The sequence below is a fragment of the Streptomyces sp. NPDC050161 genome, from assembly GCF_044460025.1.
Taxonomy (GTDB): domain Bacteria; phylum Actinomycetota; class Actinomycetes; order Streptomycetales; family Streptomycetaceae; genus Streptomyces.
In genome coordinates, this window is the sequence record NZ_JBITJM010000018.1 from 1 (window position 1) to 26,388 (window position 26,388).

At 70.1% G+C, this 26,388-nt stretch carries 26 protein-coding genes; 12 read left to right on the top strand and 14 right to left on the bottom strand.

The window, feature by feature from the left end; genetic code table 11:
• From ACIBK8_RS25985 to ACIBK8_RS26025, 9 genes are all read right to left on the bottom strand, one after another.
• On the bottom strand, nt 1–209 hold a 209-nt coding region (locus ACIBK8_RS25985), incomplete at its 3' end, for an S-adenosylmethionine synthetase N-terminal domain-containing protein (RefSeq protein ID WP_399043187.1).
• Between the two features lie 51 nt (nt 210–260).
• Nucleotides 261–1,841, bottom strand: coding sequence for an AMP-binding protein (locus tag ACIBK8_RS25990; protein ID WP_399044276.1), 1,581 nt, complete (start codon nt 1,839–1,841; stop codon nt 261–263).
• Nucleotides 1,842–1,843: 2 nt separating this feature from the next.
• Nucleotides 1,844–2,842, bottom strand: a complete 999-nt coding sequence (locus ACIBK8_RS25995; protein ID WP_399044277.1) for a methyltransferase — start codon at nt 2,840–2,842, stop codon at nt 1,844–1,846.
• Nucleotides 2,843–2,953: 111 nt separating this feature from the next.
• A complete protein-coding gene (locus ACIBK8_RS26000) occupies nt 2,954–3,379 on the bottom strand; it encodes a PaaI family thioesterase (protein ID WP_399044278.1) in 426 nt (141 codons plus the stop codon).
• Between the two features lie 28 nt (nt 3,380–3,407).
• Nucleotides 3,408–3,890, bottom strand: coding sequence for a PaaI family thioesterase (locus tag ACIBK8_RS26005; RefSeq protein ID WP_399044279.1), 483 nt, complete (start codon nt 3,888–3,890; stop codon nt 3,408–3,410).
• Nucleotides 3,871–5,067, bottom strand: coding sequence for an acyl-CoA dehydrogenase family protein (locus tag ACIBK8_RS26010; protein WP_399044280.1), 1,197 nt, complete (start codon nt 5,065–5,067; stop codon nt 3,871–3,873). The genes ACIBK8_RS26005 and ACIBK8_RS26010 overlap by 20 nt, the downstream gene beginning before the upstream one ends.
• 31 nt (nt 5,068–5,098) lie before the next feature.
• Entirely contained in the window at nt 5,099–6,997 is a 1,899-nt protein-coding gene (locus tag ACIBK8_RS26015) for an FAD/NAD(P)-binding protein (protein WP_399044281.1), read from the bottom strand.
• Between the two features lie 106 nt (nt 6,998–7,103).
• Nucleotides 7,104–7,475 (bottom strand): carboxymuconolactone decarboxylase family protein, encoded by a 372-nt coding sequence (locus ACIBK8_RS26020; protein ID WP_399044282.1) that lies wholly within the window; start codon nt 7,473–7,475, stop codon nt 7,104–7,106.
• Nucleotides 7,476–7,745: 270 nt separating this feature from the next.
• A complete protein-coding gene (locus tag ACIBK8_RS26025) occupies nt 7,746–8,300 on the bottom strand; it encodes a winged helix-turn-helix transcriptional regulator (RefSeq protein ID WP_399044283.1) in 555 nt (184 codons plus the stop codon).
• 104 nt (nt 8,301–8,404) lie between these two features.
• On the opposite strand from ACIBK8_RS26025, the gene ACIBK8_RS26030 reads away from it, so the two are divergent.
• The gene (locus tag ACIBK8_RS26030; RefSeq protein WP_399044284.1) at nt 8,405–9,832 is read left to right on the top strand and encodes an MFS transporter; all 1,428 of its coding nucleotides are present in this window, start codon (nt 8,405–8,407) and stop codon (nt 9,830–9,832) included.
• 157 nt (nt 9,833–9,989) lie between these two features.
• Here the strand turns inward: ACIBK8_RS26030 and ACIBK8_RS26035 are convergent, their stop codons facing one another.
• Nucleotides 9,990–10,991, bottom strand: a complete 1,002-nt coding sequence (locus ACIBK8_RS26035) for a LuxR C-terminal-related transcriptional regulator (protein WP_399044285.1) — start codon at nt 10,989–10,991, stop codon at nt 9,990–9,992.
• Nucleotides 10,992–11,987: 996 nt separating this feature from the next.
• On the opposite strand from ACIBK8_RS26035, the gene ACIBK8_RS26040 reads away from it, so the two are divergent.
• Genes ACIBK8_RS26040 through ACIBK8_RS26055 form a run of 4 tightly spaced genes read left to right on the top strand, consistent with a single transcriptional unit; the run spans nt 11,988 to nt 15,604 of the window.
• On the top strand, nt 11,988–12,425 hold the full coding sequence (locus tag ACIBK8_RS26040) for a helix-turn-helix domain-containing protein (RefSeq protein ID WP_399044286.1): 438 nt from the start codon (nt 11,988–11,990) through the stop codon (nt 12,423–12,425).
• Complete coding sequence (locus tag ACIBK8_RS26045) at nt 12,422–12,931, top strand: hypothetical protein (protein ID WP_399044287.1); 510 nt, start codon at nt 12,422–12,424, stop codon at nt 12,929–12,931. The genes ACIBK8_RS26040 and ACIBK8_RS26045 overlap by 4 nt, the downstream gene beginning before the upstream one ends.
• Nucleotides 12,932–12,938: 7 nt before the next feature.
• Nucleotides 12,939–14,156 (top strand): MAB_1171c family putative transporter, encoded by a 1,218-nt coding sequence (locus tag ACIBK8_RS26050; RefSeq protein ID WP_399044288.1) that lies wholly within the window; start codon nt 12,939–12,941, stop codon nt 14,154–14,156.
• The gene (locus ACIBK8_RS26055) at nt 14,147–15,604 is read left to right on the top strand and encodes an amidase (protein WP_399044289.1); all 1,458 of its coding nucleotides are present in this window, start codon (nt 14,147–14,149) and stop codon (nt 15,602–15,604) included. The genes ACIBK8_RS26050 and ACIBK8_RS26055 overlap by 10 nt, the downstream gene beginning before the upstream one ends.
• A 293-nt stretch (nt 15,605–15,897) precedes the next feature.
• Here the strand turns inward: ACIBK8_RS26055 and ACIBK8_RS26060 are convergent, their stop codons facing one another.
• Together ACIBK8_RS26060 and ACIBK8_RS26065 are read right to left on the bottom strand one after the other, a co-directional pair.
• Nucleotides 15,898–16,263: a hypothetical protein gene (locus ACIBK8_RS26060; RefSeq protein WP_399044290.1), complete on the bottom strand. Its 366-nt coding sequence runs from the start codon at nt 16,261–16,263 to the stop codon at nt 15,898–15,900.
• A 196-nt stretch (nt 16,264–16,459) separates the two neighbouring features.
• Complete coding sequence (locus tag ACIBK8_RS26065; RefSeq protein ID WP_399044291.1) at nt 16,460–17,284, bottom strand: hypothetical protein; 825 nt, start codon at nt 17,282–17,284, stop codon at nt 16,460–16,462.
• A gap of 442 nt (nt 17,285–17,726) precedes the next feature.
• Between ACIBK8_RS26065 and ACIBK8_RS26070 the strand changes: the two genes are divergently transcribed.
• The 5 genes from ACIBK8_RS26070 (at nt 17,727) to ACIBK8_RS26090 (ending at nt 21,412) form a co-directional block, all read left to right on the top strand.
• Nucleotides 17,727–17,891, top strand: coding sequence for a hypothetical protein (locus ACIBK8_RS26070; protein WP_227049380.1), 165 nt, complete (start codon nt 17,727–17,729; stop codon nt 17,889–17,891).
• Nucleotides 17,892–17,955: 64 nt separating this feature from the next.
• A complete protein-coding gene (locus tag ACIBK8_RS26075) occupies nt 17,956–18,249 on the top strand; it encodes a Dabb family protein (protein ID WP_399044292.1) in 294 nt (97 codons plus the stop codon).
• 349 nt (nt 18,250–18,598) lie between these two features.
• The gene (locus ACIBK8_RS26080) at nt 18,599–19,408 is read left to right on the top strand and encodes an RNA polymerase sigma factor SigF (RefSeq protein ID WP_393689499.1); all 810 of its coding nucleotides are present in this window, start codon (nt 18,599–18,601) and stop codon (nt 19,406–19,408) included.
• Between the two features lie 201 nt (nt 19,409–19,609).
• A complete protein-coding gene (locus ACIBK8_RS26085) occupies nt 19,610–20,446 on the top strand; it encodes an RNA polymerase sigma factor SigF (RefSeq protein ID WP_399044293.1) in 837 nt (278 codons plus the stop codon).
• A 114-nt stretch (nt 20,447–20,560) separates the two neighbouring features.
• Nucleotides 20,561–21,412, top strand: a complete 852-nt coding sequence (locus ACIBK8_RS26090; protein WP_399044294.1) for a hypothetical protein — start codon at nt 20,561–20,563, stop codon at nt 21,410–21,412.
• A 24-nt stretch (nt 21,413–21,436) separates the two neighbouring features.
• Here the strand turns inward: ACIBK8_RS26090 and bla are convergent, their stop codons facing one another.
• Together bla and ACIBK8_RS26100 are read right to left on the bottom strand one after the other, a co-directional pair.
• Complete coding sequence (gene bla, locus ACIBK8_RS26095) at nt 21,437–22,369, bottom strand: class A beta-lactamase (protein WP_399044295.1); 933 nt, start codon at nt 22,367–22,369, stop codon at nt 21,437–21,439.
• A 238-nt stretch (nt 22,370–22,607) separates the two neighbouring features.
• The gene (locus tag ACIBK8_RS26100; RefSeq protein ID WP_399044296.1) at nt 22,608–22,832 is read right to left on the bottom strand and encodes a hypothetical protein; all 225 of its coding nucleotides are present in this window, start codon (nt 22,830–22,832) and stop codon (nt 22,608–22,610) included.
• Nucleotides 22,833–23,247: 415 nt separating this feature from the next.
• Between ACIBK8_RS26100 and ACIBK8_RS26105 the strand changes: the two genes are divergently transcribed.
• A complete protein-coding gene (locus tag ACIBK8_RS26105; protein ID WP_393689490.1) occupies nt 23,248–23,721 on the top strand; it encodes a MarR family winged helix-turn-helix transcriptional regulator in 474 nt (157 codons plus the stop codon).
• Nucleotides 23,722–23,732: 11 nt separating this feature from the next.
• Nucleotides 23,733–26,312 carry an MFS transporter gene (locus ACIBK8_RS26110; protein ID WP_399044297.1) on the top strand — a complete coding sequence of 860 codons (2,580 nt, stop codon included), beginning with the start codon at nt 23,733–23,735 and terminating at the stop codon, nt 26,310–26,312.
• The last annotated feature ends 76 nt before the right edge of the window (nt 26,313–26,388 follow it).

Consider the following 26,388-nt stretch of genomic DNA (forward strand, 5'->3'; position numbering starts at 1 on the left):
CGCACCAGACTGGGAATGTCGGCATACGCCTTCGTCGTCACCTCACCGGCCACATGCACCAGGCCGGTAGTGATCAACGTCTCGACCGCGACCCGCGAAGACGGGTCCTCCTTCAAAAGCGCGTCGAGAATCGTGTCGCTGATCTGGTCAGCGATCTTGTCGGGGTGGCCCTCGGTCACGGACTCCGAGGTGAACAGGCGGCGGGACATCTACTCATCCTTTCCTGGCAGTTCAAGAGACGGGACGGGGGACGGCTCCCGTCATGGAGTGGTGACTTTCTCTTCGGAAACGAGTCCACGGGCCCGCTCACGCAGCAGGTTCTTCTGCAATTTTCCGGTCGACGTCGTGGGCAGCCGGCCGAAGAAAACGCGCTGCGGTGCCTTGAAACGGGCCAGCCTGGACCGCACGAATTCGATCAACTCCCGTTCGCCGACGGAGCCGCCGGGACGGTGGGTGACGAAAGCGATCGGGACCTCGCCCCAGACGTCGTGCGGACCGGCGACCACGGCCGCGTCGGCCACTTCCGGGTGCGCGGTCAGCGCGTTCTCCACTTCCACCGACGTGATGTTCTCGCCGCCGGAGATAATGACGTCCTTGGCGCGGTCCTTGATCTCCACATAGCCGTCGGGATGGCGCACCGCGAGGTCTCCGGTACGGAACCATTCACCGGCCGTCGCGTCGGCGGTGGCCTGCTCGTCCCGGAAATAGCCGAGCATGACGTTGTTGCCGCGGAGCAGGATCTCGCCGAGTGAACTGCCGTCGGCCGGCACGTCGTTGCCTGCCCGGTCGACCACTCGCGCGGGTTCGCCGACGACATTGGCGATGCCCTGCCTGGCGACCCGTCCGGCCCGGTCACCGGGGGCCAGGTCCTCCCATTCGGGTTGCCCGACGCACAGCAACGCGTTTCCGAAGGTTTCGGTGAGCCCGTAGAAATGCGTGACGTCCAAGCCGAGTTCGGTCACCCGGGCCAGCAGTGTCGGGCGCGGCGGCGCCCCGCCGGCGAATACCCGCACGGGGTGCGCCAAAGGGGTCGCGTCGGGGTGGTCGGCGAGCATCGACAGCACGGTCGGCGCCGCACACAGATGCGTCACGCCGTCGGATATGAGGGCCCGCCAGATTTCGACGGGATCGACCTTGCGCAGACAGTGGTGCACTCCGCCTGCCGCGGTGACCGCCCACGGGAAACACCATCCGTTGGTGTGGAACATCGGCAGGGTCCACAGATAGCGCGTCGCGGTGTCCATGGTGGTGTGGAATGCCATGGCGAGCGCATTCAGATAGGCGCCCCGGTGGTGGTACATCACGCCCTTCGGGCGGCCGGTGGTCCCACTGGTGTAATTGATCGCGAGCAGCCCCCGCTCATCGGTCACCTCGACGCGGTGTCGGGGGGACTCGGCGACCAACTGGTCATAATCGTCCGAGGTGATGACGCCGGGCCGGTCGCTCAGCTCGGCAATGGCGTTGCCGAGCAGTGGCAGCAGTTCGGTGTCCGCCAGAACCAGGCGGGCGCCGCTGTGTTCGATGATGTAGCCGATTTCGCCGGCGGAAAGCCGGGTGTTCAAGGCGACCAGCACCGCGCCGGCCAGCGGCACCCCGTAATGCGCTTCGAGCGTCAGATGGGTGTTGGGCGCGAACACGCACACCCGGTCACCCGGCTGCACACCGTGCCGCGCGAGCAGTCCCGCCAGCCGCTGGGCCCGCTCCCACAACTCCGCGTAGGTGCAACGGAATTCTCCGTCGACGACGGCGGGGCGGTCGGCGAACACAGCGGCGGCGCGACGCAGGAACGAAACCGGTGTCAGCTCGGTGAATGCCTGGCCGGTCGCGGATGTGGGCGCCATGGTTACGCGCGCTTCGCGACTATGGCGAACATGTCGAGGGACAGCGGAAGCACGGAGTGGAGGGCGAGTCCCGAGCGGTCGAAAAGGTCCGCGTATTCCTTTTCGCTGCGCTCGGTTCCGCCAACCAGGACCATCATCTGCATGTCGAACCAGAGCCCGAGCGAGGATTCGCCGGTCGGCGGGATCGTGCGCTCCAGCACGATGACGGTGCCGTCCGGGTTCATGGCGTCGCGGCAGCGCTTCAGCAGGTCCACGCAGGAGGCGTCGGAGCGGCTGTGCAGAATGCGCGACCACAGGTAGACATCGCCGCCGTCCGGCAGCGCCTCGGTGTAGTCGCCCTCGGCGTAGGAAACCCGGTCCGTCAGACCGCGGTCCGCCATGGCTTCCTTCGCGGCCTCGATCACGTGCGCCTGGTCGAACAGCACGCCCTTGGTCTGCGGGGACGCCTTGAGAACCTCGGAAAGCAGGCCGCCGGTGCCGCCCGCGATGTCCACCACGGTGGAGGTGGCGGAGAAATCGAAGACGCGGGGCAGATCGGTGAAGAACGCGCCGCCGGCCATGGTGCCGTCGAACCGGCGGGCGGATTCCTGATTGGCGGTGAAGTACGGGTACATCGAGGCGCCGAAGGTGGCCTCGAACGCCGGCTGACCGGTCTGGACGTTGTGCAGCAGATTCCCCCAGGTCTGGTAGAACTCCTCGCCGTACATCAGCACGAGATCACGCAGCGAATCCGGGGCGTCTTCCTTGAGGAGTTCGCTGGACGGCGTGAGGGAAAAGCCGGTCTCGTCGTCGCCCTGGAGCACGCCGAGGCCCACGAGGAAACGCATCAGCTGGAAAAGGGAGCGCTCGTGGGTACCGGTCACCGCGGCCAGTTCATGGCTGGTCGTGTGTCCCGCGGCGATGTGCTCGGGGAGGTTCAGCTTGGTGGCCACGTAGACACTCTGCGATGCCCAGTAGCCGATCATCAGGTCCAGTACCTTGCGGGTCGGTGACGCAGTCATGCGCTTTCCTTTCAGGGTTCCCACGTTCCCGGGCGTCCGGGTTCCGTGGTGGTTCACGGTCCGCACGCCCGGTGGAGGCGTGCGTCGTATGCGTCGGATTTCGGGGCGTGGTCAGCCGTTGCCGGAATTCCGCGCCGGGACGTTCTGGAGCCGCAGCTGTCCGCGGGCCAGCAGGGTGCCGCTCCCGTCGGCGGACACGTCCACCGACCAGACCTGCTGGAGTTCGCCCTGGAATACCGGATAGGCGGTGACCACTGCCGGGCCCTGCACCGTCGTGACGAATACGTCGGTCATGTTGTGCACGCCGACGGCGAACAGGCCCTGGTCGTGCACGGCGCGTGAGGCGCCCACGCTGGCCGCGCGTTCGACGACGGTGCTGTAGACGCCGCCGTGGACGACGCCCCACGGATTGTGGTGCTGCGGGCCGAGTTCGATACGTCCCGCCACCGCGTCCGCGGTGATCTCGTCGAATTCCAGGCCGAGCGCGGCCAGAAAGCGGCTCGCCTTGTCGAGACTCATCTCGGGGAATGTGGCCATGCTCTCTCCTGTAACGGCTGCGTGCGGGTCAAGCAGGACCCCGGTCGAGGTCGACGTTCTGCAAGCGGATCTGCCCGCGGGCGAGGGGCCGTTCATCCGAGATCGTGACCGCCCAGATCTGCTGGGTGCGTCCCTGGTGCACGGGCTCGGCAATGACCTCGGCGCGGCCTTCGGTCCGCGAGCGCAGCAGGTCGGTGGAGATGTGCAGGGCGACGGCGCGCTGCCCGTTTCCCGCCACCGCGAGGGACGCGCCGACGGTGGCGGCGCTTTCGACGGCCGTGGTGTACACGCCGCCGTTCACGATTCCCCACGGCGTGTGGTGGTCCGCGCCGAGGTCGATATGGCCGCGTACGAAGGTGCCGTCCGCCGCGTCGATGACCAGCCCGGCGGCAGCGGCGAATTCACCGGCGGCGCGGAGCGCGAAGTCGGGCAGCGCGGTCCCGGTCGTACGGTTGCGCACCGTTCCGGCCCGTTCCTCGGCGGTTGTCAGGTCAGCGGAATGCCTGGACACCGGTCACCGCCTTGCCGATGGAGAGCAGGTGCATTTCCTCGGTGCCCTCGTAGGTCAGCACCGTCTCCAGATTGACCATGTGCCGGAACACCGGGTATTCCAGGGTGATTCCGTTGCCGCCCAGAATGGTGCGGGCACTGCGCGCGACGTCGAGTGCCGCCCGCACGTTGGCCAGCTTGCCGACGCTGATCTGCACCGGCTGGAGCGTGCCGTTGTCCTTCAGCCGGCCGAGCCGGGCGGCCAGCAGCGATGCCTGGGTGATCTGTACGGCCATCTCCGACAGCTTTTGCTGGGTCAGCTGGAATCCGGCGATCGGCCGCCCGAACTGCTCGCGCTGACCGGCGTAGTCGAGCACCGTCTCGTAACAGGCACGGGCGGCGCCGACCGCGCCCCAGATGATTCCGAAACGCGCCTCGCTCAGACAGCTCAGCGGCCCGGAAAGGCCCCTGGCTTCGGGCAGCATCGCATTTCCCGGCAACCGTACGGATTCCAGGACGAGTTCACCGGTCACGGAAGCGCGCAGGGAAAGCTTCCTGGTGATTTTGTTGACGGTGAATCCGGGGGTGTCCGTCGGGACGACGAAGCCGCGGATGCCCTTCGTGCCCTGTTCGGGATCGGTCTGCGCCCAGATCACGGCCACCTCGGCGATCGGGCTGTTGGTGATCCACAGTTTCGAGCCGTCGAGCACCCAGTCGTCGCCCTGCCGCCTGGCCCGGGTCCGCATCGTGCTGGGATCCGATCCGGCGTCCGGCTCCGTCAGGCCGAAACAGCCGACCGCGTCTCCGGCGGCCATGGCCGGCAGCCACTGCTGCTTCTGCTCATCCGACCCCCACCGGTGGATGGCGTACATGGCCAGTGAGCCCTGCGTCGAGACGAAGGAACGCAACCCCGAGTCGACGGCCTCCAGTTCGCGGCAGGCCACGCCGTACGCGGTGGCGCTGGTGCCCGCGCAGCCGTACCCGTCCAGGTGCATGCCCAGGAGTCCCAGCGCCCCGAACCGCTTGGTGAGGTCACGCGGCATCGTGTCGGCTTCGAACCACTCGGCGATGTACGGGGCCAGCTCCGTCCTGGCGAAGGACCGCACGGTGTCTCTGATGTCCCGTTCGGTCTCGCCGAGTTCGTCGTCGACCGCGAGAATGTCCAGGGGGTCGGGCTCCGCGACGGAAAGCGGGCTCATGTTTCACTTCCTTCTCGTGTCAGGAATACGGTCACGCGGAAAGACCCAGTACGGCACGGGCGATGGAATCGCTGTCGCCGACCGTGATGGAGTTGACGTGCGGGCGGATGCCGGTCTCGGTGACCCAGTTCACGCCCTCCGTCGGGACGCCGAACACATAGCGTTTGGCATGGATCGAACCGTCGCTCCTGATGACACGGAAAGGCCGCTCGGTGACCGCGACGCCCCCGGTGATGTATTCACCGGCGGAAGCGGTCCGCACGGTGAAGTGCTTGACCTGCTGCTGCTCTTTCAGGTGGACCAGAATCGAGTTGCTCGTCCTGGCGAGATCCACCTTGGGCAGCCGCGCATCGATCAGTACGGTGCTCCGGTGGACGTCGTCGGGTACTGCCGAACGTCCGACGAACACGCCTTCCGCCTCGTCGAATTCCACCGAGAAACGCGGGCCCGCCACCTCGACCACACCGCAGTCGATCAGGGCCATCAGCTCTTCGATCCGGCTCCACGGCGGGCCCAGGGACAAGAACGCGTGCAGCGAATTGAACCAGCCCTCCACGTCGTTCTGGTACGAACTGCCCTCGATGCCGCCGTTCTTCATCACGTAACGCATCTCGTTGCGGATGTCGCGCAGCACGTCGAGCGCGGACTTCACGGCGCTGCTGATGTTTCCCTGGCGTGCCTCGAATACGTCGGCGGCCAGGTAGGACATGAGGAATTCGGTCCATGACCTGCTCGACGCGATATCGGTTCCGGTCCACGGCTGCGCCACCCTGGACCAGTCCCAGTACTGTTCTTCCGGCACGTCGAACTTGCGCAGGACGACACCCTCGGAGTCGCAGGACCAGGGGAGGAAGGTGTAGAGCGTGCTGAATTCGTCCGCCGCTTCCTTCCCTTCCCTGATCTCCACCAGGCGCGTGTAGTAGACGGTCTCGACTTCCTTGGCGACCAGCGGCCAGCAGTCGCGCCGGAAATCCAGTGCGCCGTCGGGTCCTGCATTCGACCGCAGCTTGTCGATGTGCGCCTCGGTGAGCACCTTCGGCTCGTAGCGCCGGTCGCCCTTTTCGTTGTCCGCCCGGCCGTGCAGCGGCACGCCGCGGCGCGATCCGCAGACGATGTGCGGCTCCTTGCCGGACGGGAGGTAGCGGAGCGTGCCGTCGTGTCGCTCGTACCTGCCGCCGCGGCCCGCGGTGAGCAGCGACATGTAGTCGAAGAAGGACAGCCCGAGGCCGCGGACGAGTATCCGCTGGCCAGGGGCGATCCGGTCGAGGTCGACGTCGGCGGGGTTGGCCGGCGGCTGGAACAGACCGCCCACGCCGTCGGCGAAGCTCCGCAGCCGCTGCTCGGCGGCGGACAGGCCCACCGCGCCGTGCCCCGTGGCGAGCACCAGCTCGTCGACCTCGACCGCCTGCCCGCCGTCGCCGGTCACCAACTGGCCGCCGCTGTCGGTGTCGAGCACCGAGACGACCTTGCAGCGGTGTTCGCGTATGTCGATGGTGGCCGGGCGGTTGCGCACCAGCTCGCGGTATGCCCATTCGAGATAGTGCCCGTAGAAGGACCGGCGGCAGTAGGTGTTCTCGTGCACATCGGCGGCCTCCGCGATGACCTCGGCGCCGTAGGTGCCGGAAATGTCACCGGCCGCCAGTTTGACCGACCATTCGTACAGGCTCGGACCGTAACGGACCGGACCTGATATCTGCACGCTGTCGTCCGCGAAGGCGGTGATCTGGGAGGAGACGATATTCATGATGAGGTCGGGGGACTGATCGGTCCGCCAGACGTCACCGGAGCCGAAATTCCAGGGTTCGAAGAGGTTGATCACGATCGGGGTGTCGACCCGGTCCCGCGCGTTCTCCACAATGCGCTCCAGGACGGACAGACCGCGGGGGCCCACGCCGATGATGCCGACTGTGTGCACTGTCCTCTGTTTCATGATGGGACTCCGTCAGGTTTTCCCAATTAAGTTGGTGCGGAACGTGGTGGGCCGACGGGCCCGCGGCGGGCGCATGGCCCCGGCCGGATCTTTCAGGGCCGTCGGTTCAGCACACTTCATCGCTGATCTGCTTGATCGACCGCACGGTGTCGATCGCGGCGGGAACCCCGCAGTACACGGCGGAATGGACGGCGACCTCGACGAGTTCGTCGACGGTGCATCCATTGCGCAGCGCGCCGCCGATGTGCAGTTCCAGCTCGTGCTTACGGTTCATCGCGGTCAGCATGGCGACCGTCAGCAGGCTTTTGAGTTTCCGGTCGAACGCCGGCCGCTGCCAGACGGTTCCCCAGGCGAATCGCACGACCAGGTCCTGCAACTCGGCTGCGCCGGCCCAGGCATCGGAAACGCCGTCGACATAGGCGTCTCCCAGGACTTCGCGCCGTAGTGCATCGCCGTTCTCCCAATCGGATCCACGCATGCGTGATCCCCTCCCCCGAAACGCCATGGAATGATTCGCGTCCTCAAGGGCGGGGTGTCTCCCCCGGAGCCGCCGCCGTGCCCTCGGAGAAAAGCCTGGCAGAAAGGCATGCGGCGCCGACAGGCCAGGCAACTGTCGTGATCAGGACTGTCGTAAACAGGAGAGTGACAAGGCGGGCATTTCACACGGCCCGGCCGCGGCGGCCCGCCGGGGCGCGCCACCGTGCCCTGAAGGCAACGGCGGGCGGCGTACGGCCCGCGGCGCCGTCGCTCAGGAGGCGGCAGGGCCGGTGCGGGCCGGCTCCGGGAACAGGTCCGTCATCAGCCGGTGCGGGCCGCCGCGCAGCACCGCGCTGACCCGGTCGTCGCGCAACCCCGGGTCGGCGCCGGGACCTTGGCGTACCGCGAGGTCGGCGGGCGGGGGGACGACGCCGCAGGCGGGGCACTCACCGCCGGAGTCAATGTCCGTGCCGCACGGCGCGTGGCTGAAGATCCGCCGGGCGCCCCGGGGGGCGAGCCAGCGTTCGCCCCACTGCGCCAGGGAGTACACCATCGGCCAGAGGTCGGCCCCGCGCTCGGTGAGGACGTAGTCGACCTCGACACCCGTGACGTGCGGATGGCGCTCGATCACCCCGACGGTCACCAGGGCCTTGAGGCGGTCGGCGAGCACGGCGCGGGGGATGTCGAGGTGGGCGTGGAAATCGCCGAAGCGCCGCACCCCGTAGAAGCAATCGCGGAGTACGAGGAGCGTCCAGCGCTCCCCGACCACCTCAAGTGCGCGGGCCATCGAACAGTCCTGACCCGCGTAGCCACGTCCCAATGCCACCCGCTCAGTTTAACAGTACATTCACCGAACTGTTCAGTTCAGTGAATGAACTACCCTGCTAGAGTGCGGTCTCTCGTCCGGTACATCAACCCTTGGGGGTAGTAGTGACGACCGAACCGGTCGCCCGCAGTTCCTCCGCACGCGCGACCCTCGCGCTGTCGTGCGTGGCCACCCTGCTCGTGCTGATCAACTTCACCGCCCCCGTATCGACCGTGCAGACCATCAGGACCGCGCTCGACTCCGGAGCGGCGGGCCAGACCTGGATCCTGGGCAGCATCAGCGTCGGCCTCGCGGCCTGCCTGATGATGGCCGGCACCCTCGCCGACGACTTCGGCCGCAAGCGGATGTTCGTGATCGGCGGCGGGCTGCTGGCGCTGGCCACCGTGGTGTGCGCCGTCGCCCCCGTCACCCCGGTCTTCGTCCTGGGCCGCATCGTGCAGGGCGCGGCGAGCGCCGCACTCCTGGCGTCCAGCCTCGGCCTCCTGGGCCACGTCTTCCCGCCAGGCCCCGAGCGGGCACGCGCCACCGGCCTGTGGGGCGCGATGGTCGGCGGCGGCATCGCCATCGGCCCGGTGTACTCCGCGCTCCTGGGCAAGGTCACCGACTGGCGGGCCACCTACTGGGTCATCGCCGTCGCCGCCGCGCTGGTCATGCTCTGGGGCAGCCGGGCGCTGGAGGAGTCCCGCAGCGCGCACCGGCGCAGCTTCGACCTGGCCGGTGTGCTCACCCTCGGCGGCGGCATCATGCTGCTGATAGCGGGCCTCACCGAGGGACGCAGCGGCTGGACCCAGCCGCACGTACTGATCCTCCTGGTGGCCGCGGTGCTCCTGCTGGCCGCTTTCGTGGTGGTCGAGAAGCGCGTCGCGGAACCGATGCTGGACCTCGGGCTGCTGCGCCGCCCCGCGTTCGTCGCGTCGATCGTCGGTGCGCTGATGACCGGCATGGGCGTGATCGGCCTCATGACGTACGTGCCGATCGCGGCGCAGACCATGCTCGGTATGAGCCCCCTGGCCAGCGCCGCCCTGCTCGCGTTCTGGTCCGGTCTGTCCTTCGTGGCCGCGCCGCAGGCCCGCCGGTTCGTCGCCCTCGTCGGGGACCGCCTTCAGGTCGCGGCCGGTCTGGTCGTCTGCGGCGTCGGCGAACTCGTCCTGATCGGGATCACCGAGCAGTCCTCGTGGTGGCGGTTCGTGCCGGGCCTCGTACTGGCCGGACTCGGCAGCGGCGTGGTCAACGCGGCGCTCGCCGGGCTGGCCGTACGGAGCGTGCCCGCCCACCGGGTCGCCGTGGGTTCCGCGGCGAACAACGCCTCGCGCTACCTCGGTTCGTCGCTGGGTGTCGCGCTGGTCGCGGCCGTCCTGGCGCTCGCGCCGCGCGGCGGGGGCGCCGCCCACGAGATGGGCGCGGGACTGACCTACGCGGCGGCCATCTCCGGCGCCCTCACCATCGCCGGAGCCCTGCTCGTCGCCCTCTGCCGGGAGCGCCCGGAGTCCGAGAGCCCGGTGGAATCCCCGCGCCTGGCCTCGACGGTCTGAGGCACCGGCCGGCGGCAGAACGACAGCCGACGGATGCGCGTCCCCCTGCGGATGCGCATCCGTCGGTGTGGATCAGCGGTCAACTCCCGCCGATGAATGGCCGATTCTCGCCCCTGGCGCCGGCCATCCCGTCAGCCGCCCCGGTCGATCGCCCCGCTCACCACGCCACCATCTCCTGCTCGCGCAGCAGAAATCCGAGTTGGAGGCGGCTGGAGGCGCCGACCTGCCGCATCATCTCCGAGACGTGGCGCTGACAGGTACGCACCGAGATGCCCAGGGCGCGGGCCGTCGTCCGGTCGTCGGCGCCGTCGATCAGGTGTTGCAGGATGGACTGCTTCGTCTGGTTCGCCAGCGTGTGGATGAACGTTCTGTCCCGCGGTTTGTTCAGGAGATCGCCGGTCAGCCAGAGCGAGTTGAACATCTCGGCGGCGAAGGTGATGAGATCGGAGTTCCGGATCACGAGCGCACCGCCCGGTCCGTCCTGGAGCGGAATGAAGAGCACCTTGCGGTCGAAGATGATGAACCGGGCGAGATCCCCCGTCACGGTCCTGACCTCGGCCCCCGCGTCGACGGCTTCCTGGGCCGTCAACGGGTCGAAGCGCGTGGAATATTGATAGAGGGTGCGCAGCCGTACGTCGCGCCCGAGCAGCGACTGGTAGCGGTGGCGGGCTTCGAGCAGCTCCGCGTCCTGGCGTGGCCCGCCGGGTCTGGCGGACAGCACTTCCTGGCGGCATTCGGCCGCCTGCCGCTCCAGGGCCCTGACCAGCTCTTCGTGCGAGTCGATCCGTTCCAATTGCGGCCCTTGGACCGGCTGTTGCTGCGTCGCGTAGATCAGTTTCAGCTCGGCGAACTGGCTGCGCATCCACAGTAAGTCGAACTGCGCGCCGCGCACCCGTTCCTCCCATTTCTCCAGGAGCTGATCCGACACTCCGGCGGGGTCGACGGCCGCCAGATGGTCGTTTCCCAGCCGTCGCACCAGGCCCGCGGCGATCAGATTGTCCACCGCGTGGACGCTGATGCCACCCTGCCCGTCGGACGTCATCTCACCGATGGGTACCGGCCCCTGCTCGGCAATGCGCTGGTAGGACGCTAACTCCGCCGACGTGAGTTCCATCGAGGTCCCGCCGGTCACCGAGCATTCGTTCACCAGAGCATCCATGTCATTTCCTCTCTGTTCACGCGACGTATCGGAGACGGCGGAGTGCTGTCTCCCGTACGTCACGCAGGATGGAATCCGTGGTCATATCCGGATGAATTCGCTGTGCGGTATCGGCCGCTCCGGGCCCATCGTCCGTTTCCGGCCGATGCCCCCATGTGCCCCTGTCATATGTGCGACGTCAGTGGATGGCTCAAACGCTACTGTCGAAGAGGAATGCACAGCACTGTGCCAAACATCTGTTGACGGGACTCTTGCGCGCGCCGGAACACCATCTCCCGGGCTCACACAGCGTTGATTCCCACCTCAACAATTCGCCGCGTACTCTTCATCGGCCCGCCACGTCACGGAAATTGCGCACCACATGCCCTGAATCGCTCCAGAGAAATCCGCGGAGTGCGGCGACGAAGGGTGAGGGGGCACCGGCGAACCGGGCGCCCGCACGAGAACAGGTACGGCGAAGCTCCCGCTACGGCAGGGCTCCCGTCACAACAGGGGCTCCCGCTACGGCAGAACCCTCGCGGCCGGCCCGCCGGGGCACCGCTGCCGCGTGGGGGCCCGGTCCGCATTCCGGCCACGTGTCACGTGACGCGGTCCGGAACAAAGGCCGCCATAGGGAATACCGCCCGGGAAACGCCAACGTCCGTACGGTGGAATGAGCTTGACCTGACATACGCCCGCGGCCGGCAGACCCTGTCGCCTTCGGCCGCTCCGGGTACTCCACAAGGAGTCGTGGGAATCGTTCATGGCACTGCTTGCTCCTCCCCCAGGGGCAGCACAATGAGGTGGCTGTATACAAACGTCCTGGCGTGCAGGAGGTCTTTATTACAGGCAACTGTGCGAGGTGCGCGATGACATGGACCTCGCCTCGGTTGATTCGGGAACGGCGTATTACTGCGGTACGGACTGGTTGGCGTGATTAACCTCAGCTAGTCTGCCGCTGATGAATCTGACACACCCTGCGATGCAACGTCAACACACGCCACCCGGGGGGCCTCCGTGCCGGTAGACGCATTCGGCGGGCGCCTGAACAGGCTCTTTGAGGAGGTGCACCCGCCGGACCGCGGTCCCTACACGAACCAGGAAGTCGCCAGGATGCTGGTCGACCGCGGCGGCCCGACGCTCTCCCACGTCTACCTGTGGCAGCTGCGCACCGGACGGCGGGACAACCCCACCCGACGCCATCTGGAGACGCTGGCGAAGTTCTTCGGCGTCCCGGTGTCCTACTTCTTCGACGACGACGTCGCCGCCAAGGTCGAGGGCGAACTCGGCTTCGTCAGGCAGCTGCGCGAGTGCGGGGTGCGGCGCGTGGCGACCCGCGTCGCCGGGCTCTCCCCGCAGAGCGTGGAGCAGGTACTCGACACCATCGAGCACATCCGCGAGCGGGAAGGACTGTGTCCAGGACCGGCCGGCGAGCGGACGGACGAGTGCAGGTGAGGCGCAGGGACACCACACGGCGCGACTGCCGGCGCTTCGTCCGTGACCTCAACCTCCCGCAGGCGGCGTGCATTCGGGACCTGCTGCCTGCCATCGAGGAACGGTCGGGCCACCCGATCCGCGTCGCGCCCGCCCCCGTGGACAGCGTGCAGGGTGTCTGCGGCATGTGGATACGGACCGTGGAAGGCATCGACTACGTCTTCGTCCACCGGAAGACCAGCCGCGCCCACCAGGACCACATCCTCGCCCACGAGCTGGCCCACATCCTGTGCGCCCATCACGAGAGCCTGGACACCCCCGGCTCGAAGCCGCTGACGGACCGGCTGATCACCACCCTCGACCCGTCGGCGGTGAAGATGATGCTGGGCCGCAGCGACTACACGTACCAGGACGAGCGGGAGGCCGAACTGATCGGCTCCTACCTCCAGCGTCACGTGCACCACCCGGGGCGGCGCACCGGCGGCCACGACCTCGTGGCGGCGACGTTACTGCGCAAGAGGGGATAGCGGGCGCGTGCAGCAACTCCTCCACCCCCTGTGCGCGGTGCTGGCCGTGGCCGGATTCCTGCTGCTGCTCTGGCCGCCGCGGCGGCTGCGCCAGGACCCCGCGCTGGCCGCGCTGACCTGCGTCTACGGCTTCTGCGCCGTCTCCTTCCTGGTGTCCATCGCACCGGTGTGGACGCTGCTCGGCGACGCCACGGGACGCCCCGCCTTCGGCATCCTCGCCGCCTTCGGCACCGTGGTGGCCCAGGTCTCCCACCAACCGGTCGTCCTCGCCCACTGGGTACTGCCGCCGGAGAAGGCCCGCCGGCGGGCCCGCCTGTACCGCGGGGCGGGAGCCGCGGTGATCGCGGCCCTGGCGGCACTGTTCCTCCAGCTCCCCGCCACGGACCGCACCACCCCGCAGGGCATCACCGCCGCGTACCTCCACTCCGGCGTCTACCAGGCGTACTTGGCGCTCTACCTCGTCGTCTACTGCGCGGGCCAGGCCGTGCTCGCACTGGGCTGCCGGGCCGCCGCCCGCCGTACGGACCAGCCGTGGATCGCCCGCGGGCTGCGCATCGTCGGCGCCGGAGCGGTGCTGACCTTCGGCTACAGCGCCATCCGCATCGCCGGTGTCGGATCCGCCCTGTTCGGCCTGGACCGCCCCGCGCCCGCCGTCGAGAGCCTCGCGTGGCTCTGCGCCGACGGCGGCAACGCGCTCGTGCTGACCGGGTTCTTCCTCCCGACCCTGGCGGTGCACGTCGTCCCGCGCCTGCGGGCCTGGAGCCGCGCGCGCCGCGACCACCGGACCCTGGCGCCGCTGTGGGACGCGGTGCACCACGCCGTACCCACCGTCGCCCTCCAGCCCGCCCGCACCCGCGCCGCGTCCCGGCTGCGGCTGTGGGACACCACCTGGCACCTCTACCGCCGCACCGTGGAGATCCGGGACGGCCAATGGGCGCTGCGGCACCGCCTGGAGGAGTCGGTACGCACCGCGTCCGAACGGCGCCACCGCGCGGCCGGACTCGACGGCGCCGAACTGGCCTGCGCCGTCACCGCCGACCAGCTCCGCGCCGCGCTCGCCGCCCACCGCCACGACGTGGCACCGCAGACCCCGGCCGAGTACGCCGACGCCGGCACCCGCGAGGACGTGCGCACCCCGGACGACGACGTCCGCGCCCTGCTCCGTATCGCCGCCCACTTCACCCCCGCACCCGCAGAACAGGAAACGACACCCTCATGGACCTGACGCACCGCCCGGCAGCCGACCAACTGCGCGCCATGGAAAGGGGCGAGGTCTCCAGCCGCGAGCTGACCGCCGCGCACCTGGAGCGCATCGCCCGGCACCCTGAGCAGCACGCGGTGGTCACCGTCGACCACGACGGCGCCATGGCCGCAGCAGCGGCGGCCGACGAGCGGCGGGCCGCGGGCCGCACCGGCGGTGCGCTGCTCGGCCTTCCGGTCACCGTCAAGGACTCGCTGGAGACCGCGGGCCTGCGCACCACCTGCGGATCACAGGACCTGGCCGCGCACCTGCCCGAACGGGACGCCGACGCCGTGGCGCGGCTGCGGACCGCGGGCGCGGTCGTCATCGGCAAGACCAACACGCCGCCGATGTGCCAGGACCTCCAGACGAGCAACCCGCTGTTCGGCACCACGCCCCACCCGGTCGACCCGCGGCGCACCGCGGGCGGCTCGTCGGGCGGCGAGGCCGCGGCCGTCGCGACCCACCTGAGCCCCCTGGGCATCGGCAGTGACCTGGCGGGATCGCTGCGGCTGCCCGGCCACTACTGCGGCGTCCACAGCCTGCGGCCCAGCCACGGCATCGTGCCGACCCGCGGCCACATCCCCCGCTCGCCCGGCTGGCTGACGCCGACGGACATGCTCACCGTCGGCCCGCTCGCCCGCACCGCAGCCGACCTCGATCTGGCCCTCGACGCCCTGGCGGGCCCGTCGCCCGACGACGGCGTCGCATGGCGCCTGGAGCTGCCCGCCCCCCGGCACGAGCGGCTCCACGAGTACCGCATCGGCATCTGGGCTGACGATCCGTACTGCCGGGTGGACGCCGAGACCCGCGCACTGCTCGACGACGTCGCCAAGGCCCTGCACGGCGCCGGCGCCCGCGTCGACGCCACCACGCGCCCGGTCGGCATGGCCGATTCCGACCGCCTCTTCCAGCGCCTGATGTTCGCCGCGTCCGCCGCGGGCGCCGCCCCTGAGGCGTTCGCCTCCGAGGTCACGGCCGCCGGGAACCTCCCGCCCGAGAAGGTGTCACCCGGTGCGGCCTTCCTCCGTGCCCGCACCATGCGCCACCGGGACTGGCTGCTCGCCGACGAGGAGCGCGCGCTGCTGCGGAAGCGGTGGGCGGCCTATTTCGACGGCATCGACATCCTCATCACCCCGGCGGCACCGACCGCCGCGCTGCCCGACCTGTCCGGCGTGCCCGTACCCGAGCGGTACCTCACCGTGGACGGCGAGCGCCGCGGGTACTGGGAGCAGACCGCCTGGCTCAACCTCGCGGGCCCGGTACGCCTGCCCGCGGCCACCGTCCCCGTGGGCAGCACCGCCGACGGGCTCCCGCTCGGCGTCCAGCTCATCGGGCCCTACCTGGCCGACCGCACCGTCACGCACGTGGCCGGGCTGCTGGCGTCGGGCATGGCAGACGATCGCCCCGGTCGCGGCGGCAACTCCGGCTGACCTCGGGGGATTCGGCGCACGGATCGGTCCTGGCGGGCTCCTGTCCGACGGCGGCGGCCCAGTCCGTGAGCAGCTGCTCGTAGGCGTCCTGCTCCTCGGGCCACAGGCCGCGGCCGGCGCGCTCGGCCATAAAGGTGCGTATGGCCTCGTTCGCCGCACTCACGGACTGCGCCGTGACCGAGGAGGACCAGGAGGTTTGAGGCATACCACGATCTTACGGTCGGCCACCGACAATGACGCCTGCTTTACCGAGAGTCAGCCGTTGCCCCAAGCTGCGTACGGGGCGGCGCCCGTCATTCCCCCTCACCCTGCCGCTTTCCCCCGGCGCGGGCGCGCAGGCGTCCCATCAGGGCGGTGCCCGCCAGGACCAGGCCGATGGCGAGGATTTTGGCCGCCCCGTAGGAGGCGGTGCCCGGCTCGTCCGGGGTGCCGGGCAGGCGGAGGGTGAACCACAGGCCCAGCCCGGCACCGGCGACGATCAGGCCGACGGCGCCGACCGGCCCGGTCCCGGCCCACCAGGGACCGTCCCCGGCAGGCCGGTCGTCACGCTCGGCGGATCCGTCACGGGCCATCGTCAGCTCTCCTGTCATCTCCCGCCGGCGGGCGCGGGCAGCACCTCTCGGCGGCACCACGGGCATGAAGAGGAAGACGCCGGACACGGCCCCACGGTTCACCGACGCGGGCATCCGCACGGAGGAACGGCCCGCACCCGCACCACCGTCGCCCGCCGATACCAACCAACACCCGGACACACACCGGGAGTTGACCGTCCGCCCCCTCCAACCCCGCGCACGAAAAACCCCTCCGCCCCGGAGAGAACCGGGCCGGAGGGGTGACCGCAGGTGCGTCGCCTTCTCAGTCCCTGCGGCGGCGGAAGGCGCGCCGTATGAAGTGGATGATCAGCCAGATCACCAGGACGATGACCAGCAGGAAGATCACGAAGAGCACGATCAGGAAGATGCCGAGCTTCTTGAAGAAGCCCTTCTTTTTCTTCTTCGACTTGTCCTTGGCCAGGGCCACCGGCTCGGTACCCATCGCCTTCGCGGCCACCGCCGACGCGTCGGCCGGAGCCGCACCCGCCGTCCGCGCGCCGGCGTTCAGGGCGCCCGGCGCCTGCGCGGCGTGCGCCGACGTGCCGTGCGGCGCCGCCACCTGATGTACGGCGGCGGTACGCGGGACCTCGCCGCGCACCGCCGCGGCGGCCGGCGAGACGGCCGCGGCGAGCAGGCCGAAGAGCAGCGCCAGCACCAGCGCGGGCCGGCGCGCGGCGGCCGAACCGGCCGGGCGGCGGCCGGAGTTCGCCCCATTCATGCTGTTCGTGCCGCCCTCGTCGGCCACTCCGTGCGCGGAGTGCGTGTCCATGGTCGTCTTCCCCCTTGGTCGGTGGGTCGTGCCGTACGTCGCGGGCTCGGACGCCCGCGGGTCGTCAGCCATTATGCGGTGACGACGGACACCCCGGCCGAGGTCTCCACCTCCGCCGGACAGACGCCGTACCGCTCCTCGTCGACCGCCGCGCAGCCCGAACAGCCGCTCGGCGAGCAGGATGTGGAGCACCACGAGGAGGTTCGCCGACAGCGTGGCGATCTTGAATGTGCCGGCCTTCTCCGTCAGCCCGTGGATCTTCAGCGGCACGGGCCGGGGGCCGTCCAAGGGCGCGAGCGGCAGCGAAAATCGGTACATACCGGGCGATACGCCACGGGCGGGGGTCGGGGGAGACGGCCTCGTCGGGGGACCGGCCGCCTCCCCCGGAGGGGACCGGACCTCCAAGTCCACGCCGCGGTCAGGGGGGATCGCGCGGCGCGGACCCCGCAGTGAGGTCCGGATCCCGGCCCTGCGGACTCCTGCCAGACCCGCCGGGGCACTTCCATCCTGCCTCCGCCGCACACCCCGCGCGGCAGGCAAAGGACCTCCCCCCGGGGGCCTTTGGTCCCTAAAGACCAGATGAGGACGCCGTCCGCGCCGCGGGTGCACGAACCGGACGGACCGGACACGGCGCACCGCACCCGCCGGGCCCGTCCGGTGCCGGGCGGGGATCTCCCCGGGGTACCGGCGCGCCGGTGTGGTTAAACTCGCCCGACTGCACCGGGGAACTGCAGGGACTGCCGTAGGGGAGACGGGACTGATGGCGCAAGCGAAGAAGATCGCGTTGTATCTGGTCATCGTCTTCGTGCTCTACACGATCATCACCTCCCCGGGGCGGGCCGCCGATCTCGTCCAGATAGGCTTCGAGGGCATCTCGTCCGCAGCTCAGGGTGTCGGCGAGTTCATGACGCAGCTGGTCAGCTGACCGCTGCCGCCACGGCCGGCCAGGACCGGCCGCACACCGTCCGCCCGCCCGCTCGGAGGTCCCAGTGATCCGCCACCTGGTCCTGTTCCAGCTCAACGAAGGCGTCTCCCGCGACGAGCCGCGCGTGCAGGACGCCGCACGGGCCTTCAGGGAACTGGGGGACAAGATCCCGGAGCTGACCCACTGGGAGTGCGGCTGGAACATCACCGACCGCCCGATCGCCCGCGACTTCGCGATCAATTCGGCCGTCGCCGACCGGGAAGCCCTCACCCGCTACATCGAACACCCGGCCCATCGGGCGGCAGCCGCGCAGTGGCGCGCCTTCGCCACCTGGGTGATCGCCGACTACGAGTTCTGAGCGCGCCCGGCGGCCCCGTCCGTCGCCACACCCGGCCACCGCCCGGCCCCTCGGCCACCTTCCGGCCCGCACGCGCCTCCTGACGGCCCGTAGAGCGCCCGCGACGGTCCGGAGCACCCGCAACGCCACGGCGTACGCCCGCGCGCCTCTGCGCGCCACTCACGCGCTCCGCACGCGCGTCCGCGCCGTCACGCGTCGCGCCGCCACAGGCGCCCGCACCCCCTTCACGCCCCTTCGCGCGCCCTTCAACTCACCACCCAACACGGCGTTATGCGGTGCTTGCGCATACTGCACATGTCTTGTGATGCTATGACCGCTTTTGCCGGATACATGCACTGTGAAGGGTGGCGTGACCGTGACGGCCCGTACTGCGCCCAAGGCTCCATCCCGCGAGAGCCGGAGCGCGGACACGCGGGCGCTCACGCAGGTGCTGTTCGCCGAGCTGGCCGGGCTCGAACCCGGCACGCCCGAGCACACCCGGGTCCGGGCCGCCCTGATCGAGGCGAACCTGCCGCTGGTCCGCTACGCCGCCGCCCGCTTCCGCAGCCGCAACGAGCCGATGGAGGACGTGGTCCAGGTCGGCACCATCGGCCTGATCAACGCGATCGACCGCTTCGACCCGGACCGCGGCGTGCAGTTCCCCACCTTCGCGATGCCGACCGTCGTCGGCGAGATCAAGCGCTACTTCCGGGACAACGTCCGCACCGTGCACGTACCGCGCCGGCTGCACGAACTCTGGGTGCAGGTCAACGGCGCGACCGAGGACCTGACGGTGCTGCACGGCCGCTCCCCCACCACCGCCGAGATCGCCGACCGCCTCAAGATCGGCGAGGAAGAGGTCCTGGCCTGCCTGGAAGCCGGGCGGTCATATCACGCCACTTCTCTCGAAGCGGCCCAGGAAGGCGACGGGCTGCCCGGTCTGCTGGACCGCCTCGGCTACGAGGACCCCGAGCTGGCCGGTGTCGAGCACCGCGATCTCGTGCGCCATCTCCTCGTCCAGCTGCCCGAGCGCGAGCAGCGGATCCTGCTGCTCCGCTACTACAGCAACTTGACGCAATCTCAGATCAGCGCGGAGCTCGGGGTGTCGCAAATGCATGTCTCGCGGCTACTGTCACGGAGCTTCGCTCGGCTGCGGTCCGCAAACAGGATCGAGGCGTAACCGGGACGGGGTACCGAGGGCCCCGCGTTCCTGCGCAGATATGTCGACTTGGCGCTACAGCGTGTTGCCGACATGTGACATTCTGCAGGAACCGCGTTTGCCACGGCGCTGCCTCCGGTATTCAGGTGGAGGTATCACTTCCCGGTCCGCCTCGGTCCGGGGACGCCGCAGCGACCCGACCCGCGACCTCAAGGGGGTGGCATGTCCGTAGAACTGGGCAGCTCAAAGGTGCTTTCCGCGATTCCCGCGCCCGCACCGCACGTGCACGACGACGACGCCATCAACACCCGCACGCTCTCCCGCTCCCTGTTCCTGCGGCTGGCCACGCTCGACAAGGACTGCGCGGAGCGTACGTACGTACGCGACACTCTCATCGAGCTGAACCTCCCGCTCGTGCGGTACGCGGCGGCCCGATTCCGCAGCCGCAACGAGCCGATGGAGGACATCGTCCAGGTCGGCACGATCGGTCTGATCAAGGCCATCGATCGTTTCGACTGCGAACGCGGCGTGGAATTCCCGACGTTCGCGATGCCGACGGTCGTCGGCGAGATCAAGCGGTTCTTCCGCGACACCTCGTGGTCGGTACGCGTACCGCGCCGCCTCCAGGAGCTGCGGCTCGCGCTCACCAAGGCCAGTGACGAACTGGCCCAGAAGCTCGACCGCTCGCCCACCGTCCCCGAACTCGCCCGCTGCCTCGGGGTGTCGGAGGAGGACGTCGTCGACGGCCTGGCGGTCGGCAACGCCTACACCGCCTCCTCGCTGGACTCGCCCTCCCCCGAGGACGACGGCGGCGAGGGCTCCCTCGCGGACCGCCTCGGCTACGAGGACAGCGCCCTGGAGGGTGTGGAGTACCGCGAGTCGCTCAAGCCGCTGCTGGCCAAACTCCCGGCCCGCGAGCGGCAGATCATCATGCTGCGCTTCTTCGCCAACATGACGCAGTCCCAGATCGGCGAGGAGGTCGGCATCTCCCAGATGCACGTCTCCCGGCTGCTCACCCGCACTCTCGCGCAGCTGCGCGAAGGGCTCATCGCGGAATGAGGAACGGTCCGCCGAGAGGTCGTTGAGGCCATCGAGCACCACTCGGCGGACAGCAGTGAAGCGCGGTGCCGCGCGACCCTAGGAATCTGACGGGCCGTCATCGACACTGTGCCGATGCGACAGTTGCCCCGCATACCCGCTGCGCACCTACGACGCATCCCGCCGCCCCGGCGCGCCCGCCTCGCGCCCCGCACGCCACGGACACCCGCACGCGCCGCCTCCGCGGCCGTCGCGCTCTGCCTGGGCGCCCTGCTCACCGGCTGCGCCAGCCCCACGGACACCGGCTATCTGGCGCCGGCCGCCGCGGGCCCCAGCCGGGCACCGACGAAGGCCGTGCCGCCCGACGACGGCGTCGAGCTGACCCCGCTGGACGGCACCGAAGCGCCGCACTCCGGAACTCCCGGCACCCCGGACCCGAAACCGGGACACCCCTCGGGGCCCGGCGGCACCCCCTCGGACAACGGTCGGAATCCGGCCAACTCTCCGACTGATCCGGCCACTTCGCCGAGCCCTTCCGCTCCGGGCGACGACACCGCCCCGCCCGGCGGCGCCGACGGCGGTCCCGGCTCCCCCGGCGGCTCGCCAGGACCCGGTGCCCCGGACGGCGAATCCCCCGCCCCGAAGCCGCCGTCCCCCACGATCCCCGCGGGCCCCGGCGCGCCCGTGGGCCTGGTGATCGGCAAGCCCCGCCTCGACGACACCGGCGAGCGCTGGTGCGAAAAGGTCAGCTTCGACGTGCTGAACACCGGGAAGCAGCCGGTCACCACCGGCACCGTCACCTTCGGCACCCACATCATCGGCGGCCTCGGCGTCGACTGGGCCACGGTCACCTCGTCCCGCGCCCTTCCGCTACCGATCGGATCCGGCCAACTCCGCACCGCCGCCTACCGGATCTGCGTGGACGCCTGGCGGGTGCCCCTGGGCATGCACCTCGACACCAAGGACGTCACGTTCACCTGGAAGTGACGCCCGGACCGGCCGTGCCGCGCGTCAGGTGAGGGCCGCCGCCGCCAGCCCGGCGGCCCTGGCGACCAGCGGGTTGTCCGTCGGCCCCGCCGCGTCGAACTTGGTCGACAGGACGGAGAGCACGATCGGCGGGCGGTTCGGCGGCCAGACGACACCCACGTCGTTGGCGATGCCGTACGCCTCGCCGCCGCCGGTCTTGTCCGCGAGGATCCAGTCCGCGGGGAGGCCGGCGCGGAAGCGCTCGGTGTTGGTGTTGTTCGCCACCAGCCAGTCCGTCAGCTGCTTTTGGTCGCCCGCGGTGAGCGCGTCGCCCACGACGAGGTCGCCGATGGTGCTCCCGATGGCGCGGGGGCTGGTGGTGTCCGTCACCCGCCAGGGCTCCGCCGAGTTCAGCTCCGGCTCCCAGCGGTCGAGCCGGGTCGTCCCATCGCCCAGCGAGCGGCAGAAGCGGGTGATCGCGGTCGGGCCGCCCAGCTCCCGCAGGAGGAGGTTGCCCGCGGCGTTGTCGCTCCGGCCGACCGTGGCGGCGCACAGCTCGGCCACGGTCATGCCGTGCGCGAGGTTCTCGGGCAGGCCGGTGACCGGGGTGTACCCCGCTTCCTTGACGTCCTTCTCGGTGTACCGGATGCGCCGGGCCAGGTACTCGCCGTGCGGGTCGAGGTCCCGCAGGACGGCCGCGGCGGCGAGCGACTTGAACACCGAGCACATCGGGAAGCGCTCGTCCGCGCGGTAGGCGACCGTCCTGCCGGTGGCCGTGTCGCGGGCGAACACCCCCAGCCGGGCGGCGTACTCCTGCTCCAGCCCCCGCAGCTGCCGGGAGATCCCGCCGGCGGCCGAAGTCCCGCCGGGTGTCGCGGCGTTCGCGCCGGTGGCCGCGGCCAGCCCCGCGGCCAGCGCCGTTCCGGTGCCGAAGGCGAGTACCGCACGACGGGACGGACGTGCTCCGGTGTTCTTCATGTCGTCCTCTCCACTGGTGGACGGGGAGTCTTCGGGGCCGCCCTTGCGGGACGGCCGCGATCTTGCGGGACAAGGACGCCGCGGACGGGCCCGGCGGTTTCACCCCGGCCCCCGCATCGGCGGCTGACAAGCGGAAAGGGGCCCGGAAGACAGCTCCGGGCCCCTTGTGCGTACGGGGTGGGTGAGGGAGAGACAGAGGGGAGGGAGAGGCAGAGGGGAGGGGACGCGTGGGCGGGTGTTACGCCAGGGCCAGCCAGGCGGCGCCTGCCACGACCACCAGGGCGACGATCACGCCGACGATGAGGCCGACGCGCGGCCCGGAGGACGCCGGCTGGGGGGCCGCGGCGCGGCGTCCGCCGACGGTGGGGGCCGGGGCGCCCTCGTCCACGAAGGCTCGGAACATCTGCGTGCTGCCCGCCGGGTCGTAGTTGCCCTCGGCCTGGTTCTGCGGGTTGGTCGCCATGGGCAAGGACCCTAGCGAACCAGGGGCGTCGGAGCACCCCAGGGGCGCGCGTGGGACGACGCGCGGAACGGCGCCCGGACGGCTCGCAGTTCGGCTCGCGGGGCAGCGGTGAGGCGGCGGTTCGCGGGCCGCGGATCGCCCCGGCGATACGTGAGGTCGGCGGACGGGCGCGGGAGGGGCGCCGGGCGGCGTCCGGCACCGGGGAAAGAGAGCCTGCTCACAGTGGACACACAGCAGGCGCACAGCGGGGTGACGGCCCTGACCTGTGGCTTTCCTGGCGGCGATCGGATGGCTTGACCGGACGCGTAGGAGTGCTTTGGCGTCCCTTTACCCGGAGCGTCTCCATACGTTTGCCTTCAGCAACCAACTGAGTTTATGGTTGCCCCAAGCAACAAAAACATGCGTGGAGGAGCCCATGGCCGCTCAGACTCAATACGAAGAGCTGGCCAGGCAACTCAGTGCCATCGGAGCCGTCAAGCGCGAAATGGGGCGCATCCTCCCCCAGGACTGCCCGCCCGCTTCGGCCGGTGTGCTCACCCTTCTCGACCGGCACGGTGAGATGCGGATGAGCTACCTGGCCGAGCTGCTCGCGATCGACATGTCGGTGACCAGCCGGCACGTCGCCCACGTCGCGGAGCGCGGCTGGATCGAGCGGAAGCCCGACCCGGCGGACAAGCGGTCGCGGCTGCTGCGCCTGACCCCGAGCGGCAAGGAACTCCTCACGGAGCTCTCCGAGCGCTACACCCAGACACTCGCCCGGTATCTGGACGACTGGACCGACAGCGACGTCGGCAACCTGATCGAACTGCTCGCCAGGCTCCGTACGAGCTTCGGCGACTGCCGGACCCGGGCGCATCACGACTCCACCACCCGTACACCCGCAGGATGAAAAGGAACTACATGGCTACGACCACACCAGCCGGTGTGCGGGGCGGCCACGCCAAGCATGGAGGCGGCGGCGCCCCCTCCAGCGGAGCCCCCATGACGCACCGTCAGATCATGGAGGCGCTGTCCGGGCTGCTGCTCGGGATGTTCGTCGCCATTCTGTCCTCGACGATCGTCTCGAACGCGCTGCCGGAGATCATTCACGATCTGCACGGCGGGCAGAGCGCCTACACCTGGGTCGTGACGGCCTCGCTGCTGGCGATGACCGCGACCACTCCCCTGTGGGGCAAGCTCTCCGACCTGTTCAGCAAGAAGCTGCTGGTGCAGATCGCGCTGGTCATCTACGTGGCGGGCTCGGTCGTCGCCGGTCTGTCGCAGAACTCCGGGATGCTGATCGCCTGCCGTGTCGTGCAGGGCATAGGCGTGGGCGGCCTGTCCGCCCTGGCCCAGATCGTCATGGCCGCGATGATCTCCCCGCGTGAGCGCGGGCGTTACAGCGGCTACCTCGGTGCCACCTTCGCCGTCGCCACCGTCGGCGGCCCGCTGCTCGGTGGCGTCATCACCGACACCAGCTGGATGGGCTGGCGCTGGTGCTTCTACGTCGGCGTGCCCTTCGCGGTGATCGCGCTGATCGTGCTCCAGAAGACCCTGAAGCTCCCGGTCGTCAAGCGCGAGGGTGTCAAGGTCGACTGGGCGGGCGCCTTCTTCATCAGCGCGGCGGTCTCGCTGCTGCTGGTGTGGGTGACGCTGGCCGGCGACAAGTACGACTGGCTGTCGTGGCAGACCGCCGCGATGGTCGGCGGCTCGGTCGTGCTCGGCGCGATCTTCATCCTCGTCGAGTCCAAGGCGAAGGAACCGATCATCCCGCTGCGGCTGTTCCGCAACAAGACGATCACCCTCGCCTCGCTGGCCTCGCTGTTCGTCGGTATCGCGATGTTCACCGGCACCGTCTTCTTCAGCCAGTACTTCCAGCTGGCGCGCGGCAAGTCGCCGACGATGTCCGGCGTGATGACGATCCCGATGATCGCGGGCCTGTTCATCTCGTCGACCGTCTCGGGCCAGATCATCACCAAGACCGGCAGGTGGAAGGCGTGGCTGGTCTCCGGCGGCGTCCTGATCACCGCGGGTCTGGGGCTGCTCGGCACCATCCGGTACGACACCGAGTACTGGCACGTCGCGATCTTCATGGCCCTGATGGGCCTGGGCATCGGCATGATGATGCAGAACCTGGTGCTCTGCACGCAGAACCAGGTCGCTCCCGAGGACCTCGGCTCCGCCTCGTCCGTCGTCACCTTCTTCCGCTCCCTCGGTGGTGCGGTCGGCGTCTCGGCGCTCGGTGCGGTGCTCGCCACCCGCGTCACCCACTACGTCGAGGACGGCATCGCCGAGCTCGGGCCGAAGGCGGCGAAGGCGGCGGCATCGGCCGGCGGCGGCGGTGGCATCCCGGACCTTGACGCGCTCCCGGCACCGCTCCGTACCGTCATGGAGAGCGCGTACGGTCACGCGGTCGGCGACGTCTTCCTGATCGCCGCGCCCTGTGCGCTGCTCGCTTTCCTGCTCACCCTGTTCATCAAGGAGGTCGCGTTGAAGACTCGCGGCGGACTGGCCCAGAACGCGGACGGCGAGGAGGCGACACCGGCCGGCATACCGTCCGGGGCCGACGCTCCGGCAGCCGCAGCCGCGGCCCCTGTCGAGGAGCGGGAGCCCGCCCTGGTGGGCGCCCCCTCCGTTCCTTCCGACGACGATCACACCCCCTCGTGGGCGCAGCCGGCCGCGGCCACCCAGCCCCTGGCGGCGTACGCGTCGGCCGGCGGCGGTGACCTCCCCACCGGGCCCGCGATCCACGGATTCGTGCGCAACCCGGAGGGCCACCCCGTGCCGCGCTCCGCGGTCACGCTGATCTCGCTCAGCGGGCGCCAGCTCGGCCGCTCGGTGGCGCAGGCCAACGGCTCGTACGTGCTCAGCGCCCCCGGCGCCGGCTCGTACGTGCTGATCGCGGCGGCCGACGGCCACCAGCCGCAGGCGTCCACGGTCGTCGTCGGCGAGCAGCCGCTCGGCTACGACATCCTGCTCAGCGGCACCAGCGGCCTCGGCGGCCAGGTCCGCAGCGCGGTCACCGGTGCCCCGGTGGACGGTGCGATGGTCGTCGTCACCGACGTCCGCGGCGAGGTGCTGGCCACCGGCAAGACCGGCGCCGAAGGCTACTTCTCCTTCGACGAGCTGCCCGCGGGTACCTTCACCGTCGCGGTGAACGCCGCGGACTTCCGGCCGACCGCGCTGCCGGTCGAGGTCGGCGGCCAGGGCACCACCCGCGTCGAGATCGAGCTGCTGTCCGGCGCACGGGTCCAGGGCGTCGTCCGGGCCGGCTCCGCACGGCGCCCGCTGCCCGACGCCCGGGTCACCCTGGTGGACGCGGCGGGCAACGTCGTCGCCACCTCGACGACCGGTGAGGACGGCGCGTACGCCTTCACCGACCTGGACGCCGGCGACTACACGGTCATCGCGAGCGGCTACCCGCCGGTCGCCAACGGCCTGCAGATCGACGCACGCGGGGTCGACGGCTACGACGTCGAACTCGCCCACCCCGGGGACTGACCCGGATCCCGGGACGACCACCCGGGTAACCAAACCCCGGACCGGGACGCGACTTTGAGCGGAGACGCGTCCGGGA

Bases quoted from the DNA above. Each gene is read 5' to 3' on its own strand.
- ACIBK8_RS26010 (WP_399044280.1), bottom strand. From the start codon at position 5,067: ATGAGCCCGCTTTCCGTCGCGGAGCCCGACCCCCTGGACATTCTCGCG.
- ACIBK8_RS26035 (WP_399044285.1), bottom strand. From the start codon at position 10,991: ATGGATGCTCTGGTGAACGAATGCTCGGTGACCGGCGGGACCTCGATG.
- ACIBK8_RS26015 (WP_399044281.1), bottom strand. From the start codon at position 6,997: ATGAAACAGAGGACAGTGCACACAGTCGGCATCATCGGCGTGGGCCCC.
- ACIBK8_RS26000 (WP_399044278.1), bottom strand. From the start codon at position 3,379: ATGGCCACATTCCCCGAGATGAGTCTCGACAAGGCGAGCCGCTTTCTG.
- ACIBK8_RS25995 (WP_399044277.1), bottom strand. From the start codon at position 2,842: ATGACTGCGTCACCGACCCGCAAGGTACTGGACCTGATGATCGGCTAC.
- ACIBK8_RS25990 (WP_399044276.1), bottom strand. From the start codon at position 1,841: ATGGCGCCCACATCCGCGACCGGCCAGGCATTCACCGAGCTGACACCG.
- ACIBK8_RS26070 (WP_227049380.1), top strand. From the start codon at position 17,727: ATGGCGCAAGCGAAGAAGATCGCGTTGTATCTGGTCATCGTCTTCGTG.
- ACIBK8_RS26090 (WP_399044294.1), top strand. From the start codon at position 20,561: ATGCGACAGTTGCCCCGCATACCCGCTGCGCACCTACGACGCATCCCG.
- ACIBK8_RS26105 (WP_393689490.1), top strand. From the start codon at position 23,248: ATGGCCGCTCAGACTCAATACGAAGAGCTGGCCAGGCAACTCAGTGCC.
- ACIBK8_RS26110 (WP_399044297.1), top strand. From the start codon at position 23,733: ATGGCTACGACCACACCAGCCGGTGTGCGGGGCGGCCACGCCAAGCAT.
- ACIBK8_RS26020 (WP_399044282.1), bottom strand. From the start codon at position 7,475: ATGCGTGGATCCGATTGGGAGAACGGCGATGCACTACGGCGCGAAGTC.
- ACIBK8_RS26055 (WP_399044289.1), top strand. From the start codon at position 14,147: ATGGACCTGACGCACCGCCCGGCAGCCGACCAACTGCGCGCCATGGAA.
- bla (WP_399044295.1), bottom strand. From the start codon at position 22,369: ATGAAGAACACCGGAGCACGTCCGTCCCGTCGTGCGGTACTCGCCTTC.
- ACIBK8_RS26085 (WP_399044293.1), top strand. From the start codon at position 19,610: ATGTCCGTAGAACTGGGCAGCTCAAAGGTGCTTTCCGCGATTCCCGCG.
- ACIBK8_RS26100 (WP_399044296.1), bottom strand. From the start codon at position 22,832: ATGGCGACCAACCCGCAGAACCAGGCCGAGGGCAACTACGACCCGGCG.
- ACIBK8_RS26065 (WP_399044291.1), bottom strand. From the start codon at position 17,284: ATGTACCGATTTTCGCTGCCGCTCGCGCCCTTGGACGGCCCCCGGCCC.